10 protein-coding genes are annotated in these 16,966 nt (G+C 53.2%); 2 read left to right on the top strand and 8 right to left on the bottom strand.

Annotated features, from left to right (window positions below; all coding sequences use genetic code 11):
• Nucleotides 1-25 precede the first annotated feature (25 nt).
• Nucleotides 26-634, bottom strand: a complete 609-nt coding sequence (locus tag G491_RS0120340; protein ID WP_012610074.1) for an L-threonylcarbamoyladenylate synthase — start codon at nucleotides 632-634, stop codon at nucleotides 26-28.
• Between the two features lie 372 nt (nucleotides 635-1,006).
• Between G491_RS0120340 and guaB the strand changes: the two genes are divergently transcribed.
• Nucleotides 1,007-2,476 (top strand): IMP dehydrogenase, encoded by a 1,470-nt coding sequence (gene guaB, locus G491_RS0120335; protein WP_012610073.1) that lies wholly within the window; start codon nucleotides 1,007-1,009, stop codon nucleotides 2,474-2,476.
• Between the two features lie 106 nt (nucleotides 2,477-2,582).
• Complete coding sequence (dnaE, locus tag G491_RS0120330) at nucleotides 2,583-6,089, top strand: DNA polymerase III subunit alpha (protein WP_028315878.1); 3,507 nt, start codon at nucleotides 2,583-2,585, stop codon at nucleotides 6,087-6,089.
• 273 nt (nucleotides 6,090-6,362) lie between these two features.
• Here dnaE and G491_RS0120325 read toward each other — a convergent pair whose 3' ends face one another.
• The 7 genes from G491_RS0120325 to G491_RS0120290 all read right to left on the bottom strand — a co-directional run bounded on the left by G491_RS0120325 (nucleotide 6,363) and on the right by G491_RS0120290 (nucleotide 16,955).
• Entirely contained in the window at nucleotides 6,363-8,597 is a 2,235-nt protein-coding gene (locus G491_RS0120325) for a spermine/spermidine synthase domain-containing protein (protein WP_028315877.1), read from the bottom strand.
• Between the two features lie 247 nt (nucleotides 8,598-8,844).
• Complete coding sequence (locus tag G491_RS0120320; protein ID WP_028315876.1) at nucleotides 8,845-11,079, bottom strand: spermine/spermidine synthase domain-containing protein; 2,235 nt, start codon at nucleotides 11,077-11,079, stop codon at nucleotides 8,845-8,847.
• A gap of 73 nt (nucleotides 11,080-11,152) precedes the next feature.
• Nucleotides 11,153-13,327: a vitamin B12-dependent ribonucleotide reductase gene (locus tag G491_RS0120315; protein ID WP_028315875.1), complete on the bottom strand. Its 2,175-nt coding sequence runs from the start codon at nucleotides 13,325-13,327 to the stop codon at nucleotides 11,153-11,155.
• Nucleotides 13,328-13,355: 28 nt separating this feature from the next.
• A complete protein-coding gene (locus G491_RS0120310; protein WP_012610068.1) occupies nucleotides 13,356-14,270 on the bottom strand; it encodes a selenium metabolism-associated LysR family transcriptional regulator in 915 nt (304 codons plus the stop codon).
• 7 nt (nucleotides 14,271-14,277) lie between these two features.
• Entirely contained in the window at nucleotides 14,278-14,805 is a 528-nt protein-coding gene (coaD, locus tag G491_RS0120305; protein WP_012610067.1) for a pantetheine-phosphate adenylyltransferase, read from the bottom strand.
• Nucleotides 14,806-15,040: 235 nt separating this feature from the next.
• Nucleotides 15,041-15,595 (bottom strand): 16S rRNA (guanine(966)-N(2))-methyltransferase RsmD, encoded by a 555-nt coding sequence (gene rsmD / locus G491_RS0120295; RefSeq protein WP_028315874.1) that lies wholly within the window; start codon nucleotides 15,593-15,595, stop codon nucleotides 15,041-15,043.
• A gap of 1 nt (nucleotide 15,596) precedes the next feature.
• Complete coding sequence (locus G491_RS0120290) at nucleotides 15,597-16,955, bottom strand: sigma-54-dependent transcriptional regulator (protein WP_028315873.1); 1,359 nt, start codon at nucleotides 16,953-16,955, stop codon at nucleotides 15,597-15,599.
• Nucleotides 16,956-16,966: the final 11 nt, after the last annotated feature.

The raw sequence follows: 16,966 nt of genomic DNA, 5'->3' as shown, positions 1-16,966 counted from the left end.
GGGGAGAAATCCCCGGCGGTTTTTTTTACTCAAAAATGCTCACGTCCCCGGCGCCGACCCGCAACACCTCGGGCTCGTCGTCAATGAGAGAAACCACGGAGGAGGCCCGGCCCGATACCGGCCCGCCGTCAATCACCAGGTCGATTTGGTTATTGTAATAATCGTGGAGCAGAGAAGGGTCCATGAATTCGTTGCCGTCCAGGTCGGCGGCGCTGGTGCTGATGATGGGATTGCCAAGCTCTTTGATGATCTCCATGCAGATGGCGTGCTCCGGAACCCGGATGCCGGCGGTCTTCCTTTTGGTGATCATGATTTTAGGCACCAATTTTGAGGCTTCCAATATAAAGGTATAGGGTCCGGGCAGAAGCCGTTTCATGGTTTTGTAGGCGTAGTTGCTGACCTTGGCGTAGTCGCTGATATTTTGCAGATCGGAGCAGATAAAAGACAACGGTTGAGTTGACTCCATTTGCTTTAAGCGATACACTTTTTGAATCGCTTTTTTATTCATGATGTCGCACCCGATGCCGTATATGGTGTCTGTTGGATAAGCAATAATGCCGCCTCTTTTTAACACCTCCACCACCTGGGCGATTTTCCTGAATTCCGGGTTGACTGGATTGATTGGCAGTAGCATGGCGACCTCGCAAGAAATGGGTGAAACGTCACAAACTGAGGACGAACGGTATATCTAGTATTAACAGCCCTCTTTGTCAAGCCATAAACATAACGAAGACTAAGGATGGACATATCTAATAAAGGCGCCTATCATTATAAAACGTCAATAAGGAAGATCCCAGGAATTAAAGAGGGAAGAAAGCGGCCCCATAAACTGCCCGATCATCCCAAGCCGCTATAATAATGCATTATTTCAATTGGTTTAAAAAAGTTCTTATTTTGCATAAAATCAGGCATTGAATTTGCCTTCATCATCTGTTATCAGTGCCCAACCCCGACGCGGGGCGCATATATTCGCCCCCAACCCTTTTTATCGGTATGGAGGAATTTGATGACAAAAATACCACCCGAAGACGCCTACTCTTTTGAGGACGTCCTTATCATCCCGGCATATTCCGAGGTGGTGCCCAAGGACGTCGATGTAAGAACCCGCCTGACCCGAAACGTAAGCATGAACATTCCCATCGTGAGTGCGGCCATGGACACGGTCACCGAAGCCCAGACCTGCATCACCCTGGCTCGGGAAGGCGGAATCGGCTTTATCCATAGGAATATGTCTATTGACGACCAGGTTCTGGAAGTGGACAAGGTTAAAAAGTCGGAAAGCGGGATGATCGTGGATCCCGTTACCATCCGCCCGGATCAGAAGGTCAGTGAAGTTCTGGACCTCATGAGTCAATACCGGATTTCCGGCGTGCCCGTCACCCAGGGCGATCAACTGGTCGGCATCGTGACCAACCGCGACCTGCGTTTTGAGATTGACCTGGATAAAAAGGTCTCCTCGGTCATGACCAAGTCCAACCTGGTGACCGTGCGGGAAGGCATCACCCTGGAAGAATCCAAGGCCATGCTGCACAAGCATCGCATTGAAAAACTTCTTGTGGTGGACTCCTCCGGCAAGCTGGTGGGCCTCATCACCATCAAGGACATTGAAAAGATCAAGAAATACCCCAACGCCTGCAAGGACTCCATCGGCCGCTTGCGCTGCGGCGCCGCCGTGGGCATTGGCCCGGACATGATGGAACGCGCCCAGGCCTTATGGGGCGCTGGAGCAGACATCATCCTGATCGACGCCTCCCACGGCCACACCGCCAGCATCATCAACGCCATCAAAGAGCTTAAAGCCAACATCAAGGACCTGGAACTGGTGGCCGGCAATGTGGTCACCGGCAAGGGCGCCGAAGACCTGATCGAAGCAGGCGTGGACGCCGTCAAGGTTGGCGTAGGCCCCGGATCCATCTGCACCACCCGCATCGTGGCCGGCGTCGGCGTGCCCCAGGTGACGGCCATCATGAATTGCCGCTCTGCGTGCAACAAGCATAAAGTGCCCTTGATTGCGGACGGCGGCATCAAGTATTCCGGCGACGTGACCAAGGCCATTGGCGCCGGCGCTCATTGCGTGATGATAGGGGGGCTTTTTGCAGGAACCGAAGAAAGCCCGGGGGAAACCATCATATTCCAGGGCCGGAGCTACAAGGTATACAGGGGCATGGGCTCCCTGGAAGCCATGAAGCAGGGCAGCAAGGACCGGTACCATCAGGAACATACTGTGGAAGAAGAAAAAATGGTTCCTGAGGGAATCGTGGGCAGGGTGCCTTACCGGGGCTCCCTGGGCGCCAACATCTATCAGATGGTGGGCGGCCTCAAGTCGGGTATGGGCTACGCCGGCTGCAGAACCATCGAGGAACTGCGCGAAAAAGCCCGCTTTACCAAAATTACGGTGGCAGGCCTTAAGGAAAGTCACGTCCATGACGTGATCATCACCAAGGAAGCGCCTAACTACCGTCAGGATCATTCCTGATCCCTTCCGTTCTCCCTAAGGAGAACGCGGTTTGTCATCAATCCTTTTCTAACATACAAGCCGGGCGGAACGGCCTTTCCGCCCCGCCCGGCTTCAAGAGAGAGCCATGTCTGACTTTGTCCATCTGCACGTACACACCCAGTATAGCCTTTTGGACGGGGCCATCCGTCTGGACGCCCTGGTCAACCAATGCAAGGAATTCGGCATGGACGCCTGCGCCATTACCGACCATGGCACCATGTTCGGAATTCTGGAGTTTTACGAAAAGGCCAAATCCAAAGACATCAAACCGATCATAGGCTGCGAGTGCTATGTGGCCCGCAAGTCCATGGAGGATAAAACCCCCATGGATAAAGACAACCGCCACCTGGTGCTGCTGGCCGAAAACAACCAAGGATACGAAAACCTGTGCAGGCTGGCCACCCTGGCTCAGCGTAAAGGGTTTTATTATAAACCGCGTATAGACAAAAAAGCCCTTGAAGAGCATTCCAAAGGGCTCATCTGCCTTTCCGCCTGTCTTCACGGCGAAATTCCCATGTACATCTCCGACGGCCAGATGAAACTGGCCGAGGAATCCGCCCTTTACTATAAAAACCTTTTCGGGCCGGATCATTTTTATTTGGAAATTCAAAACAACGGCCTGCCCGAACAGGAGGAGATGAACCAAAAACTGGCGGAACTGGCCGAAAAGCTGGACATCCCCCTTGTGGGAACCAACGACTGCCATTATCTCAGGGCCAAGGACGCCAAGGCTCACGAAGTTCTATTATGCATCCAAACCAATAAAACGATTCACGATACTAATCGCTTTAAATTCCGAACGGATCAGTTGTATTTAAAATCCCCCCAGGAAATGATCGAATATTTCAAGGGATTTCCAGGCGCAACGGATAATACCGTAAAGATCGCCGAAATGTGCAATGTAGAGTTTGACCTCAGCACCTTTCACTTTCCCCAGTTTCCGACGGAGGAAGGCAAAACCGAAGCGGAAATCCTGACCCAAATGACCTGGGACGGCTTCCACAAACGCATGGACGCCATCAAGGCCGTAAATCCGGACGTTGACGAGGAAAAATATCTGGAGCGCCTGAAGTACGAATTGGGCGTCATTCAGGACATGGGCTTTCCCGGATATTTTCTCATCGTCTCCGACTTTATCCAATGGAGCAAGCGAAACGGCATTCCCGTGGGACCAGGCCGCGGCTCCGCGGCAGGCAGCCTTGTGGCCTACGCCCTGGAAATTACGGACCTGGATCCTCTGGAGCATAAGCTGATCTTTGAAAGGTTCCTGAATCCGGGCCGTAAGAGCATGCCTGATATCGACGTGGACTTTTGCATCCTGGGCCGGGAGCGCACTTTTAATTACGTGGTGGAAAAATACGGCGGCGGGGATTACGTCAGCCAGATCACCACTTTTGGAAGCATGAACGCCCGGGCTGTGGTTCGCGACGTTGGCCGGGCCATGGCCATTCCTTTGGGAGAGGTGGACGTCATTGCCAAGCTCATCCCCGAAGCGCCCAAGATGACCTTGAAAAAGGCCATGGAACAGGAACCTAAGCTTCTTGAAATCATGAAGGATAAGCCCGAAATCGCCGAGCTTATTGAAGTGGCTCAGGTTTTGGAAGGGCTCTCCCGCCACGCCTCCACCCACGCCGCCGGCGTGGTAATCGCCGACAAGCCCCTGGTGGAATACCTCCCCTTGTATGAAGGTAAAAAGGGCGAAGTTGTGACCCAGTTCGATATGAAACGGGTGGAAAAAATCGGGCTGGTCAAGTTTGACTTTCTGGGGCTGCGAAATCTTACGGTCATCGACAACGCCATCAAGCTCATCGAGGGGCAGGGCAAAACGCCCCCGGACCTCATGCATTTGGATGTGACCGACAAGGCCACGTATAACCTTCTGTCTCGAGGCGACACAACAGGCGTGTTCCAGCTTGAAAGCAGCGGCATGAAAGACCTCCTTGCGCGCCTTAAGCCCGAATGCTTTGAAGACGTGGTGGCCGTGGTGGCCCTGTATCGTCCCGGCCCTTTGAACTCGGGCATGGTGGACGATTTCGTCAAGCGCAAGCACGGGGACATCCCCGTCACTTATGCGCTTCCCGAGTTGGAGCCTATCCTCAAGGACACATACGGCGTTATTGTGTACCAGGAGCAGGTCATGCAGATCGCAGCCGCCCTGGCCAGTTACAGCATGTCCGAGGCCGACGATCTCCGTAAAGCCATGGGTAAGAAAATCGCCGAAAAAATGGCCCAGCAGCGCATCCGCTTTATGGACGGCTGCAAGGAAAACAACGTCGACCTGAAAAAAGCCGAAGCCCTGTTCAACCTCATGGAAAAATTCGGCGAGTACGGCTTTAATAAATCCCATAGCGCGGCCTACGCCCTGGTTTCCTTTCAGACCGCCTATCTCAAGACTCATTTCCAGGTCGAGTTCATGGCCTCCCTCATGACCAGTGAAATGGACAACACGGACAACGTCCTCAAGTTCATGTCCGAGTGCCGGGATCACGACATAGAGGTCCTTCCTCCCGACGTAAACACAAGCAGCGTCAGCTTTACCGTCTTGGAGGGGAAAATCGTCTACGGCATGGCCGCCATTAAAGGCGTGGGCCAGGGCGCCGTGGAAGCCATTGTTGAGGAACGCAAGGCCAACGGGCCGTTTGAGAACATTTTCGACCTGTGCGAAAGGGTGGACTTGCGCCGGGTCAATAAAAGAGTGCTGGAAAGCCTGGTTAAGGCGGGAGCCTTTGACAGCACGGGCGCCAAACGCTCCCAGTTAATGGCCGTCCTGGAAAGCGCCATTGATCACGGCCAGCGCATATCCAAAGAAAAGAATGATCCCCAAATGGGCCTTTTCGGCGCCATAGAAATGCCGACGATCACGCCTAAATTGCCGGACATCGAGGAATGGGACGATCAGCTCAAATTGAGCTGCGAAAAAGAGGCGCTGGGTTTTTTCCTCACGGGCCATCCCTTGGGCGAGTATGAAGATATATTGATTAAATTTGCCAACGCCGATACCCTGACCCTGCCGGAAATGCCCGATAAATCCGCCGTAAGGGTAGGGGGGATGATTTTGTCCACCAAAAATCTGGTGACAAAAAAAGGCGATCCCATGGCCTTCATCACCCTGGAGGATATGAAGGGCTCGGTGGAGGTGGTGGTCTTCCCCGAATGCTACAAGGCCTCGTCCCATTTATTGGTGGTGGAAAACGCCCTCCTGGTGGAAGGCCAACTTCAGAAGGAAGAAAAAGGCGCAAAAATTTTGGCCGACAAAATCGTGCCCATTGAAGACGCAGACTCCGAATGGACGGCCAGCGTGCACATCCGCGCCAATATGAACGGCATGGAAAACGAGGTGTTGGAGCAGATCAAGGAAATTTGCGGCAAACATCCGGGCGCGTCCAAAGCCTTTTTGCATTTGGTGGATCCGACCAAATTTGAAGCGGTGATAGAACTTCCTGAAACAAACTGTGTGGCGGCCGGCAAGGACTTGGCCAAGGATCTTCGCAAATTATTGGGGCCTCGCGCTTACGACACGGCCTGCCAACCCGCCAGGCTGGCCAATAACGGTAATGGAAACGGCCGGAAAAAGTGGCAGAAAAGCGCTTAACGCGAAGTGGTATCGCCCTTCGCCTCCACCATCTCTGTTGAGGCGTCGGAGTTATTGTTAAATTATGAAATAACCTGCTTGTTTTGTTGGGTTTCGCAAGCTCTTCCCAACCTACGTCGCTTCATGACAAGCCGTAGGTTGGGTGGTTCTGCAGATATGAAAACAATAGAAATTGTTCGGGTGAAATAGAGTAAAAAAATTGTCGTAAGCTGACGGCATTCTGCAGGTTCACCCAACGTCAATTCAAGATGCGTTTCCGTCGTAATGAAAAACTCACTCTCGGCCAATCTGTCGCCGCACGGCGGCGCCGGTCAGGAGTATGGTTGCAAATGGAATAATGGGCAATAATTTGTAGTAATTTTCAAGACCCGCCAGCATGGGCATCCAGACGCCCAGCAATCCGCCGATCAAGCCTCCCAGAGCGTCCGATAGAAACACGATCAGCAGCAGATTTTTAAAGCGAATTCCCATCAACGGAAACAAGAGCCCGCTTCCCAATATGGCCGCCATTAAAGCCAGAGCGATTGCAAGGCCTTGCCATTGGGGCGCAAAAAGCAAAAGCCCGATTGAGCCCGTTATACCTAAGAGGGCGATCCATCGCCAATGCTTTAAACCAAAGCTGGAAAACCCCCATAAGGCCAAAAACACGGCCGCGCCCACGAAAAATGCGGACAACGGATTGAAGAGCCGGGGGATCAGCCAGAAAATCAAGGCGTTTTCCAGGCAAACGGCATTAGTCCCGATGGCTATTCCCGCGAACAGCAAGAGAACCAGTTTGCCGGGCGGCAAATCAACGGATTGGGAACGGAGTGAAAAAAACATGATTGCCGCCGCCCCTGAAACCGCCAGGAGAAAAATGCAGACCAGGCTTTTTTTCAACATGTTGGGTTCAAAAAACAGCCCTGTCAGACCCATCATCCACGGCGACGAATCATGCAATGCCGGGGTTTTGGGGAATGTATCATAGTAGGTCGGCTGCATGGGAAGGGCCGTGAGTATTGGGACCTCTGAAGGAATAACCGGCGCCTGGCGACCAGGCAGGGTGGCCAATAAAATAAAACCATGAACGCCGAAAGGGTTTTTCTCTCCAAACGAACTCCAGCCCTGAACGTCCAATCCCGCCTCTAACAATCCGTTTGCGCAACTGAAAAACAACTTGTTCCCCCGGTCCACCGATTTGATTATGGCAAGCGCCCCATGGGGCTTAAGGCGCTTCTTCATGGATTGAAACGCCTCTACAGTGTGGACGAACCGGCCGGGCTCGATGGCCGCCTTACGGGTTGCAGCGAAAGACTCCGTGTGCGGCAGGATGATCAGGTCGTACATTTTTTCAGAGTTTTCCAGGTAATGCCTGCCGTCTCCGTCGATGCATTCCACCCGGGGATCCGTATAGGCTCCGCCGTTCGCCCATGCCAGATCGCCCTGGAACAGGGGAAACACTTCAGGGATGATATCCACTGCGGTTACGGACTTTGCGTCAAAGGCCAGAGCCTGATACACTTGCCTGCCTCCTCCGGAGCCCAGCACGCAAATATCGCTGCCCGGCTCAACCGTTTGAAAGGCGATATCGTCCATGGTTCCGGAAAACTTTCCGACAGGCAGGCCGCCCCAGATAAAGCATCCATCGTAAAAACCCAGGATGCGGCTGAAATTCTTGAATTTGGTTTCCGTGAGTTCTATATGGCAATACTTGCCCCAGGATTGATGGATCAATCGGCTTTTCGCATCCTCCGGCAGGGGGGCGCCGTCCAGAAAATCCTTGTTTTTCAACGTCTCCCCGATCCGGTGCAAACCGCCCGGCAAAATGCTTTTCATATAGGCGGTTTCAAAAAGACCGGCTGCAAACCAGGCCGCCCCAAAGCATACAATAAAGATGAGTATCATCCGGTTTTGGAGTCTATGGAAGTTTAAAACCATCCAGGAGACAAGCCCGGCCGCTAAAGCAATGCAAACCGTAGGCAGCCACCCCAGGCGGGGGATGGTAAAGGCGCCTACGGCCAGGGCGCATGCCAGCCCCCACACGAATATGAGGTAAAAGTACTTTTTTATTCCAGGGGATTCCAGGGCGGCTTCATAGCCGGAATACTCCGCTGCCCCCCAAAGTACGAACAGTGGGCTTGTGGCCAGGGTCATGTACCCCAGTTGCTTCCATAAGTCCTCGAACCGGATTTGATATTGAATGCTCTCCAAAAGAGGACAGGGGCCATGGGCGACGATCCAGCCTAAAACAGGAAAGCAGACGGCAAGAACGACCAGCGACTGAGCGCCGCGTAAAACCCCTTTGATTGCGCCCTGGTAACGAATTTTTGCGAACAAGGCGCCCAAAGGCATGCCAGCGCATACATACAGCATGAAAAACGAGGTGCTGTTCAAAGCAAAGGCCAGAATGCGAAACAGACAGACGGAAAGCAGCGAATATCCGAACGCCATAAACAGCAGGGAGATGCAAAGCCTCAATTCAAAATCACCGGCCCGGGAGGCGGTCGTGTGGTTTTCCTCGGGAAACATTTTGGGAACCCATTCCTTTGGAGATTCGATTTTTAGTCCTGTGAACAGAAAGCCGGCGCGTGGACCGGATTGTCATGTTATCAGGAGCATTTTGAGAAGCCGCGGGAGTGGCAAACCAGGCATCCTGACTCAAGGGCCAGGGATTCGCCGCAATCCGGGTATTGGCCTACGGCCTTTACCCTTTCGTCTCCTGCGCCTGTCACCTAACAAGAATGCACAATAACGCCTCTTTGCTTGGATTGAAAGTTCACTCCCGTCCGGTTTGCCTCCAAACTGCGGCGCCAGCCAGAAGTATTGTAACAAAAGGGATTGCGGGCAGCAACTTAAAGTAATACTCAAGGCCTGCCAGCATGGGACCCCAGACGCCCAACAATCCGCCGATTAAACCTCCCAGGGCGTCCGCCAGAAACACCACTATCAGCAATTTCCGATAGTGGATTCCCATCAAGGGAAACAACAAACCGCTTCCCAGAATTGCGGCGATCAAAGCCGGAACGATAGCAACGCTTTGCCATTGAGGCGCAAATACTAGTAGCCCCACAGAACCCGCTAAACCTATTAGGGCGATCCATTTCCAATGTTTTAACCCAAAGCTGGAAAAACCCCATAAAGCCAGAAAAACGGCTGCCCCTACAAAGAACGCGGACAAGGGGTTGAACAGCCAGGGAATCAACCAGAATATCAGGGCGTTTTCCAGACACACGGCATTGGCGCCGACGGCTATGCCTGCAAGCAGAATAACAACCATTTTGTAAGGCGGCAAATCAACGGATGGAGAACGAACGGAAAACAGCATAAGCGCGGCCGTACCTGAAACAGCCAGGAGAAAGATGCAGATAAGGCTTTTTTTCAGGGTGTTGGGTTCAAAGAACAGGCCGCTTAAACCCATCGTCCACGGGGATGAATCATGCAATGCCGGGGTTTTGGGAAAATCTTCATAATAGACCGGCGGCTCCGGATGGTCTGCCGCTGTTTGAATTGCAGCGGGAAAATAGTCCGATTCATAATCCCGCAAGGTAGCTAACAAGATGAATTCATGGATTTTATAAGGATTTCCTTCGCCAAAGGTGCTCCAGCCCTTGACGTTCAATCCCGCTTCCGCCAGTCCGTTTGCACAAGTAAAAAAAAATTTGTTTTCCCTATCCACTGATTTAACAATAGCCAATGCACCGTGGGGTTTCAACCGTTTTTTCATGGATTCAAACGCCTCGACCGTGTGAACGAACCGGCCTGGTTCAATGGCCGCCCTCCGCGTTGCTGCAAAAGACTCCGTGTGAGGCAGAATGATCAAGTCGAATTTCTTGTCTGTGTTTTCCAGATAATGCCTGCCGTCTCCGGCGATGCACTGCACGCGGGGATCCACATATACCCCCCCGTTCGCCCATGCCAGGTCGCCTTGGAATAAGGGAAACACTTCGGGAATGATATCCACCGCCGTTATGGACTTAGCCCCGCAGGCCAGGGCTTGTTGAACCTGCCTGCCGCCTCCAGCGCCTAACACGCAAACATCGCTTCCAGGCTGGACCGTTTCAAAGGCCATGTCGTCAAGGCGTCCTGAAATTTTTCCAACGGGAAGGCTGGCCCAGATAAAACTCCCATCGAAAAACCCTAAAACGTACTGAAGCCCCCGGACGTTGCTTTCGACGAGTTCGATATGGCAATACTTGCCCCAGGATTGATGAATCAAGCGGCTTTCCCTCCCTGTAGCAGGCAAGGGAGCGTCGCTCATCATATCCCCATTGTTCAGGATTTCTTTTATTCTGTGCAGCCCGCCCGGTAAAATGCTTTTCATATACACGGGCTCGAAAAGATCGGCTGCAAAACAGGCCGCCGCAAAACAGGCGGCGATGATCACAATCTTCTTGTTTTGAAACTTATGAAGATTCAGGACCATCCACGAGGCTAATCCGGCGGCTAATGCAATACAAACAGTCGGCAGCCACCCTAAACGAGGTATGGTAAAAGCGCCTACAGCCAGGGCGCAGGCCAGTCCCCAGACGAAGAGGAGGTAAAAATATTTTTTGACTTTGGGTGCGGCCAGGGCGGCTTCATACCCGGAATACTCCGCCGCACCCCATAGGATGAACAAGGGACTGGTCGCCAGGGTCATGTACCCCAGTTGCTTCCATAAGGCCCCAAATTGGATTTGGTATTGGGCGGTTTCCAGTAGAGGGCAGGGGCCATGGGCTATAATCCAGCCTAATACCGGGTAGCATAAGGCAAGAATAACCAGTGTTTGGGCGCCGCGCAAAACGCCCGTCAGAGGATTTTTGTATCGCAGTTTTGCAAATAAAGCGCCCAAAGGCATGCCCGTGCAGACATACAGCATAAAAAACGAGGTGCTGTTCATGGCAAAAGCCAGAACCCGGAACAGACAGACGGAAAGCAGCGCATATCCGAACGCCATGAAGAGCAGGGAGATGCAAAGCCTCAAATCAATGTTATCGGTCTGATGGGGCGTGTGGTTTGCCTCGGGATACATCTTGGAAACCCATTCCTTATGGAGTACTGATATCTCACCCTGTGAACTGAAAGTCAGCGTTTGGTCAATCTTGTCAGGAGCACTTGGAGAAGCCGCAGGAATGGCAAACCAGGCATCCTGATTCGTGGGCCAGGGATTCGCCGCAATCCGGGCATTGGCCTACGGCCTTTTCCGTTTCGTCTCCCGCGCCTGTACAGTGGGAAAGCACCTGTCCTATGGCGTCCGGGCATGAAAGCACCATCTTGCCGTTCTGCCAGGCAGGGGAGGGGCAGCGGATTCCCTTGATTTGCTTAATGATCTCCTCGGGCTTGACTCCGGATCTGAGGGCCAGGGAAATCAGCCTGCCCGCCGCTTCCGTCTGAGACGAAGCGCAGCCGCCGGTCTTGCCCATCTGGGCGAAAACCTCGGCCATACCCTGGTCATCCGAGTTCACTGTTACGTATAGCCTGCCGCAGCCGGTCTGGATGCGTTCGGTCACGCCATGGGTGCGGATGGGCCGCGCTCTTGGCGCCAATTCTCCGGTGGGGCGCGGTCCTTCGCTTCGGGAGGCCACGGACAGAACCTGGTGGTCCCGGGACCCATCGCGGTAGATGGTCACGCCCTTGCATCCGGTTTCCCTGGCGAGTTTAAAAACCTTTTCCACGTCCTCGCGGGTGGCGGTATGGGGAAAATTGACCGTTTTGGAAACCGCGTTGTCCGTATATTTCTGAAAGGCGGCCTGAATCCTCACATGCCAATCCGGCGAGATGTCGTGGGAGGTCTTGAACAGCCTGCGCACTTCCTTGGGGATGTTGGTCATCTCCTGAATCGAGCCTTCCAGGGCGATGTTCTTGGCCAGGTCTTCGGTGAAAAATCCTTGTTCCTTGGCCATCTCCTCAAACAGAGGATGAAATTCGTGCAGCCTTTCCCCGTCCAGAACCCGCCGGGTGTAAGCTACTGCAAATATGGGCTCGATGCCGGACGACGCATTGGCGATAATGCTGATGGTGCCCGTGGGCGCCAACGTGGTGGTGGTTGCGTTGCGCATGTGGGGCGTTTCCGGCTTATCGTATATGCTGCCGGCGTATGCAGGGAAATTCCCCCTGGCTTCGCCCAACTGAGCCGAAGCCTTTTTGGATTCCTCGGATATCAGGGACATGACCTCGTGAGCCATTGCGACGGCTTCTTCGGAGTCGTACGGAACGCCCAGTTTTATGAGAAGGTCGGCGAACCCCATGACGCCCAGTCCCACCTTTCTGGTGGCCAGGGTTTGTTCTTTGATCTCTTTGAGTGGGTACTTGTTGATTTCCACCACATTGTCCAAAAAGTGGACGGCTGTGTGGATCACAGCCTTCAGCCTGTCTTTATCCAGTTTTCCGCCTTCCGCCATTTTCCCCAGGTTGATGGAGCCCAGATTGCACGACTCATATGGCAGCAAGGGCTGCTCCCCGCAGGGATTGGTGGCTTCTATCTCGCCAAGGGCCGGGGTGGGGTTGGCTTCGTTGATCCGGTCCAGAAAGATGATCCCCGGCTCCCCGCTTTGCCAGGCGGAATTGACGATCATGTCAAAGATTTTGGGGGCGTTCAGGGTTTTGACGGAATTCCTGGTGCGCGGATTGACCAGTTCATAATCCCCGCCCTTTTCCAAGGCTTCCATGAACTCTTGGGTCAAACCCACGGAAATATTGAAGTTTTGCAAGAATGCCGGATCGTCCTTGCAGGCGATGAACTCTTCGATATCCGGGTGGTCCACCCGCAGAATGGCCATGTTGGCCCCCCGGCGGGTGCCTCCTTGCTTGACGGTTTCCGTGGCTGCGTCAAACACCGCCATGAAGGATATGGGCCCGGAAGACACTCCGGCCGTGGAGAGCACTTTGTCATTGGCCGGCCTGACCCTTGAAAAGGAAAAGCCCGTACCGCCGCCGCTTTTGTGGATCATGGCCGTATGCTTGAGGGAGTCGAATATGCTCTCGATGGAATCCTCCACAGGGAGCACAAAACAGGCGGACAACTGCCCCAGGCGACGGCCTGCGTTCATGAGGGTAGGGGAGTTGGGGATAAACCATCCTTTGCTCATCAGGTCGTAAAATTGGGCGGCCAGGGCCTGGATGTCAGCGGTTTCATCAAAGTCTTTGTCGGCCCGAGCCACGGAGTCCGCCACTCTTTGCAGCATTTTTTCAGGAGATTCTATTACCCTGCCGTTTTTGTCTTTTTTGAGATACCGTTTTTTCAGGACAACCAGGGCGCTGGAAGAAAAGGAAAGACTCATGAGAAACCCTTTGTGTAATCTTAAGGTGCTATTCGACTTCTCCGGCCAAGTCGTGGGCGTTGGCCGTCAAAAAGTCGCAAAAATACTGGCAAAGAGGAGAGGCTGTGCGTTGGCGGTGCCGAACCAGATAAAACGAACGCCTGAAATCCAGGTCCGAAATCTCTATGGATTTCAGGGAGCCGCAACGCAGGTCGCCCAATACGGCGCGGGTGCTGAAAATGGAAACTCCCAGGCCGGCCTTGATGGCTTCCCGGACGGCTTCCGTGCTTCCCAATTGACCTGAAATATTCAGGCTGTCCAAGCCTATGCCTGCGTCCGCCAGCACTTTTTCAAAAAATTTTCGGGTGCCCGAACCTTGTTCACGGATGATAAAGGGCGCGTCGGCAATGCTTTTGATGCTTACGGCTTCCTTTTCCGCCAGGGGGTGGCTGGCCGGAACGATCAGGGTAAGGTGATCGTCCATTAATTTGTCCTGGGTGAGCTGCTTATTGGGGGAAAGAGCCCCCACAACCCCCATTTCCACCGTTCCTGCAATCACGTCCTCCGAGACTGAACGGGTGTCCCCGATTTTCAGGGAAATGGAAACGTCCGGATAATATTTGGAAAACGCGCCAATTACCTTTGGCAGCACATAGCAGCCGGGGATGTTGCTTCCGGCGATGGCCAGCGACCCGGTGGGCTTGCCTAAAAACGAGGACATGGCGCTTTGGGCTTCGTCGCGTAAAGCCAGCAATCGGGTGGCAAAGGAGTAAAGCAGCTCTCCGCCTTTGGTGGGAGAGGCTTTTCTGCCAAGACGGTCGATGAGCCGGCAGTTTAAATGATCTTCAAGGTCCTTGATATGGCTGCTTACAGTGGGCTGGGAAAGGTTCACTGCCTGGGCGGCTTTGGAAAAGGAGCCCAGCTCCACCACCTTGGTGAAAATGTGGAGTTGCCATAGGTCCATGTTCATATTATCCTTTTTGTTTTTTATTATTTTTGGGGGGGATATACAGGCCCGTGTCCTTCATCTTTTTGTCGATCCGCCTTTCCACCAATTCGGGAACCATGCCATGGATATTGCCGCCGAAACGGGCCGCCTCCTTGATAATGGAGCTGCTGGTGAATATCCAGCGCAGCCCGGTCATGAGGAAAACGGTCTGGACTTCGCGATTCAGACGGCGATTCATGAGCGCCAATTGAAACTCATACTCAAAGTCGGACACGGCCCGCATGCCCCGGAGTATGGCATGAGCCTGTTTTTGTTCCGCATAGTCCACCAGCAAACCGCTGAACGTGTCGATTTCCGTGTTAGGGATTTCCTTGGTCACCTCTTCAAGCATGCTGATGCGTTCTTCCACGGAAAAAAGATACTGCTTGTTGGGGTTGATCAGAATGGCCACGATAATGCGGTCAAACAGTTTAAGTCCCCGCTTTAAAATGTCCAGGTGTCCATTGGTAACCGGGTCAAAAGATCCGGCGTAGATAGCGGTTCTTTCCATACACTCCCGACTTTCGTTTAAAAATTCCAGACTTTAGCAATAGCCGCGAACTTTGATCGAAACAACTTCAAGTGCAGTTCCAAAAGTCAGGGTGGAAAGGCCGCAATAAAGTGTATTTCCCGGAATCCCGGTGAAATTCAACAGGCATCCGAAAAAAGATTTTATAAAGCCGTAAAAAAACGGATAACAAGCATCCGGCGCCATCCACAACCCAACTACAACAATATTTACAAACTCATAACATGAAGCGGAAAAACGACACAAGGGTTTTCCCATATTTGCGCTGGTCGGTAAGCTCAAAAGCCCCGGTCTTTTCCACGACTCCCTGGTTGGCAGCGCTTTCAAACACCACAACAGCCCCCGGGTTCAAGGCGTCCGATTCCGCCAGAACTTGCAGGACGTCTTCCACAGCATTCAGGGCGTATGGCGGATCCGCGAATATCAGGTCGAATTTCAGCCCGGTCCTTTTTAGGCATTGGAGGTTTTTCATGGCGTCCCAGCGAAGGCTTTGCGAGTTCTTTTCCAGGTCCATGTGCTTCAGGTTTTCGTTGATCAGGCTTAACGCCTTTGGATTGCCCTCCACAAACACACAATGGGCGGCGCCTCGGGACAAGGCCTCCATGCCCATGGCGCCTGTGCCCGCAAACAAATCTGCGACATTCGCCTCAACCACGGACTGATACAGGATGCTGAAAATAGCCTCCCGCACCCTGTCCGAAGTGGGCCGGATTCCCGGAATATTGACGGGCTTCAGTTTTCTGCCCTTACGGCTTCCTGCAATGATGCGCATATTACCTGATTTTTTTTAAAATCTTTTTAATGGCGGACTTATCCATGCCTATGGCTGCAGCCGTGGCGTCCGGGTCGTTGTCGTGTTTCACCAGTTGACGCTGAATATAGGCGATTTCAAAGGCCTTTTGAGCGTCTTTGTACGAGTCTACTTCAAACACGTCCAAGCCGCAGTCCTGGATGGCTTCCTGGGCGCAGTCCTTATAAGCGGGCGGTATGTGCCTGATGTCCACATGAGACGCCTTGGTGGAAATCACCAGTCTCTCCACCAGATTGCGCAACTCCCGCACGTTGCCGGGCCAGGGGTAGCGCATGAGGGCTTCCAAGGCGTTTTGGGAGATGGTTTTTGGTTCATCCAGATTATCCGCCGCAGCGAATTCCTTGAAAAATTCCTCGCACAGGCTGGGAATGTCCTGGGCTCTCTCTTTCAGGGGAGGCATGGCGATGGGGACCACGTTCAGGCGATAATACAGATCCTCCCTGAAAGCGCCTTTGATGATTTCCTCTTCCAGGTTTTTATTGGTGGAGGCGATTACGCGAACGTCCACGGTAATGGTCCGTCCTCCTCCCACGCGCTGGAATTTCTGGTTTTCCAAAACCCGCAGAATCCTGGATTGGGTTTCCATGTCCATGTCGCCCACTTCGTCGAAAAACAGGGTTCCCTGGTTGGCCAACTCAAATCGGCCGCGCTTGCGCTGCTTGGCGCCGGGAAAAGCGCCTTTTTCGTGGCCGAACAACTCGCTTTCCATAAACTTTTTTGAGATGGAAGCGCAGTTGACCGTGACCATGGGATGGTCGGACCTGGCGGACAGATGATGGATGGTGCGGGCGACCATTTCCTTGCCGGTTCCGTTTTCCCCCGAAATCAATACCCAGGAGTCCGTGGGCGCCACGGTGTTGATCTGGTTTCTCACCTCCATGATGGCCGGGCTGAATCCGGTGATGGAATGCTTCTCCAGGGCTTTCTTGCGCAGGTAGAGGTTTTCTTCCTCCAACCGCCTGAAATTGAGGGCGTTATTGATGGTGACCACCACCTTTTCGATGGAAAGGGGCTTTTCAATAAAATCGTAAGCTCCCAGTTTGGTGGCCTGGACCGCCGTTTCAATGGTTCCGTGACCCGTTATCATAACCACGGGCACTGAGGGATGCTCCTTGCGCACCTGTTTCAAGGTCTCCAGCCCGTCCATGCCCGGCATCCAGATATCCAGAAGCATGAGGTCGGGCGAGATTTTGGAAAGTTGCTTGATCGCCTCGTAACCGTTCAGGGCGGTGACGACCTCAAACCCTTCGTCGGTTAAAATGCCGCCCAAAGAGTCCAGGATGGAAGGCTCGTCGTCTACTATTAAAATGCTTGGAAACATGCTTGTTTCTC

It is taken from the genome of Desulfatibacillum aliphaticivorans DSM 15576 (genome assembly GCF_000429905.1).
GTDB classification, from domain to species: Bacteria; Desulfobacterota; Desulfobacteria; order Desulfobacterales; family Desulfatibacillaceae; genus Desulfatibacillum; species Desulfatibacillum aliphaticivorans.
This window is presented reverse-complemented; position numbering and strand designations above follow the sequence as displayed.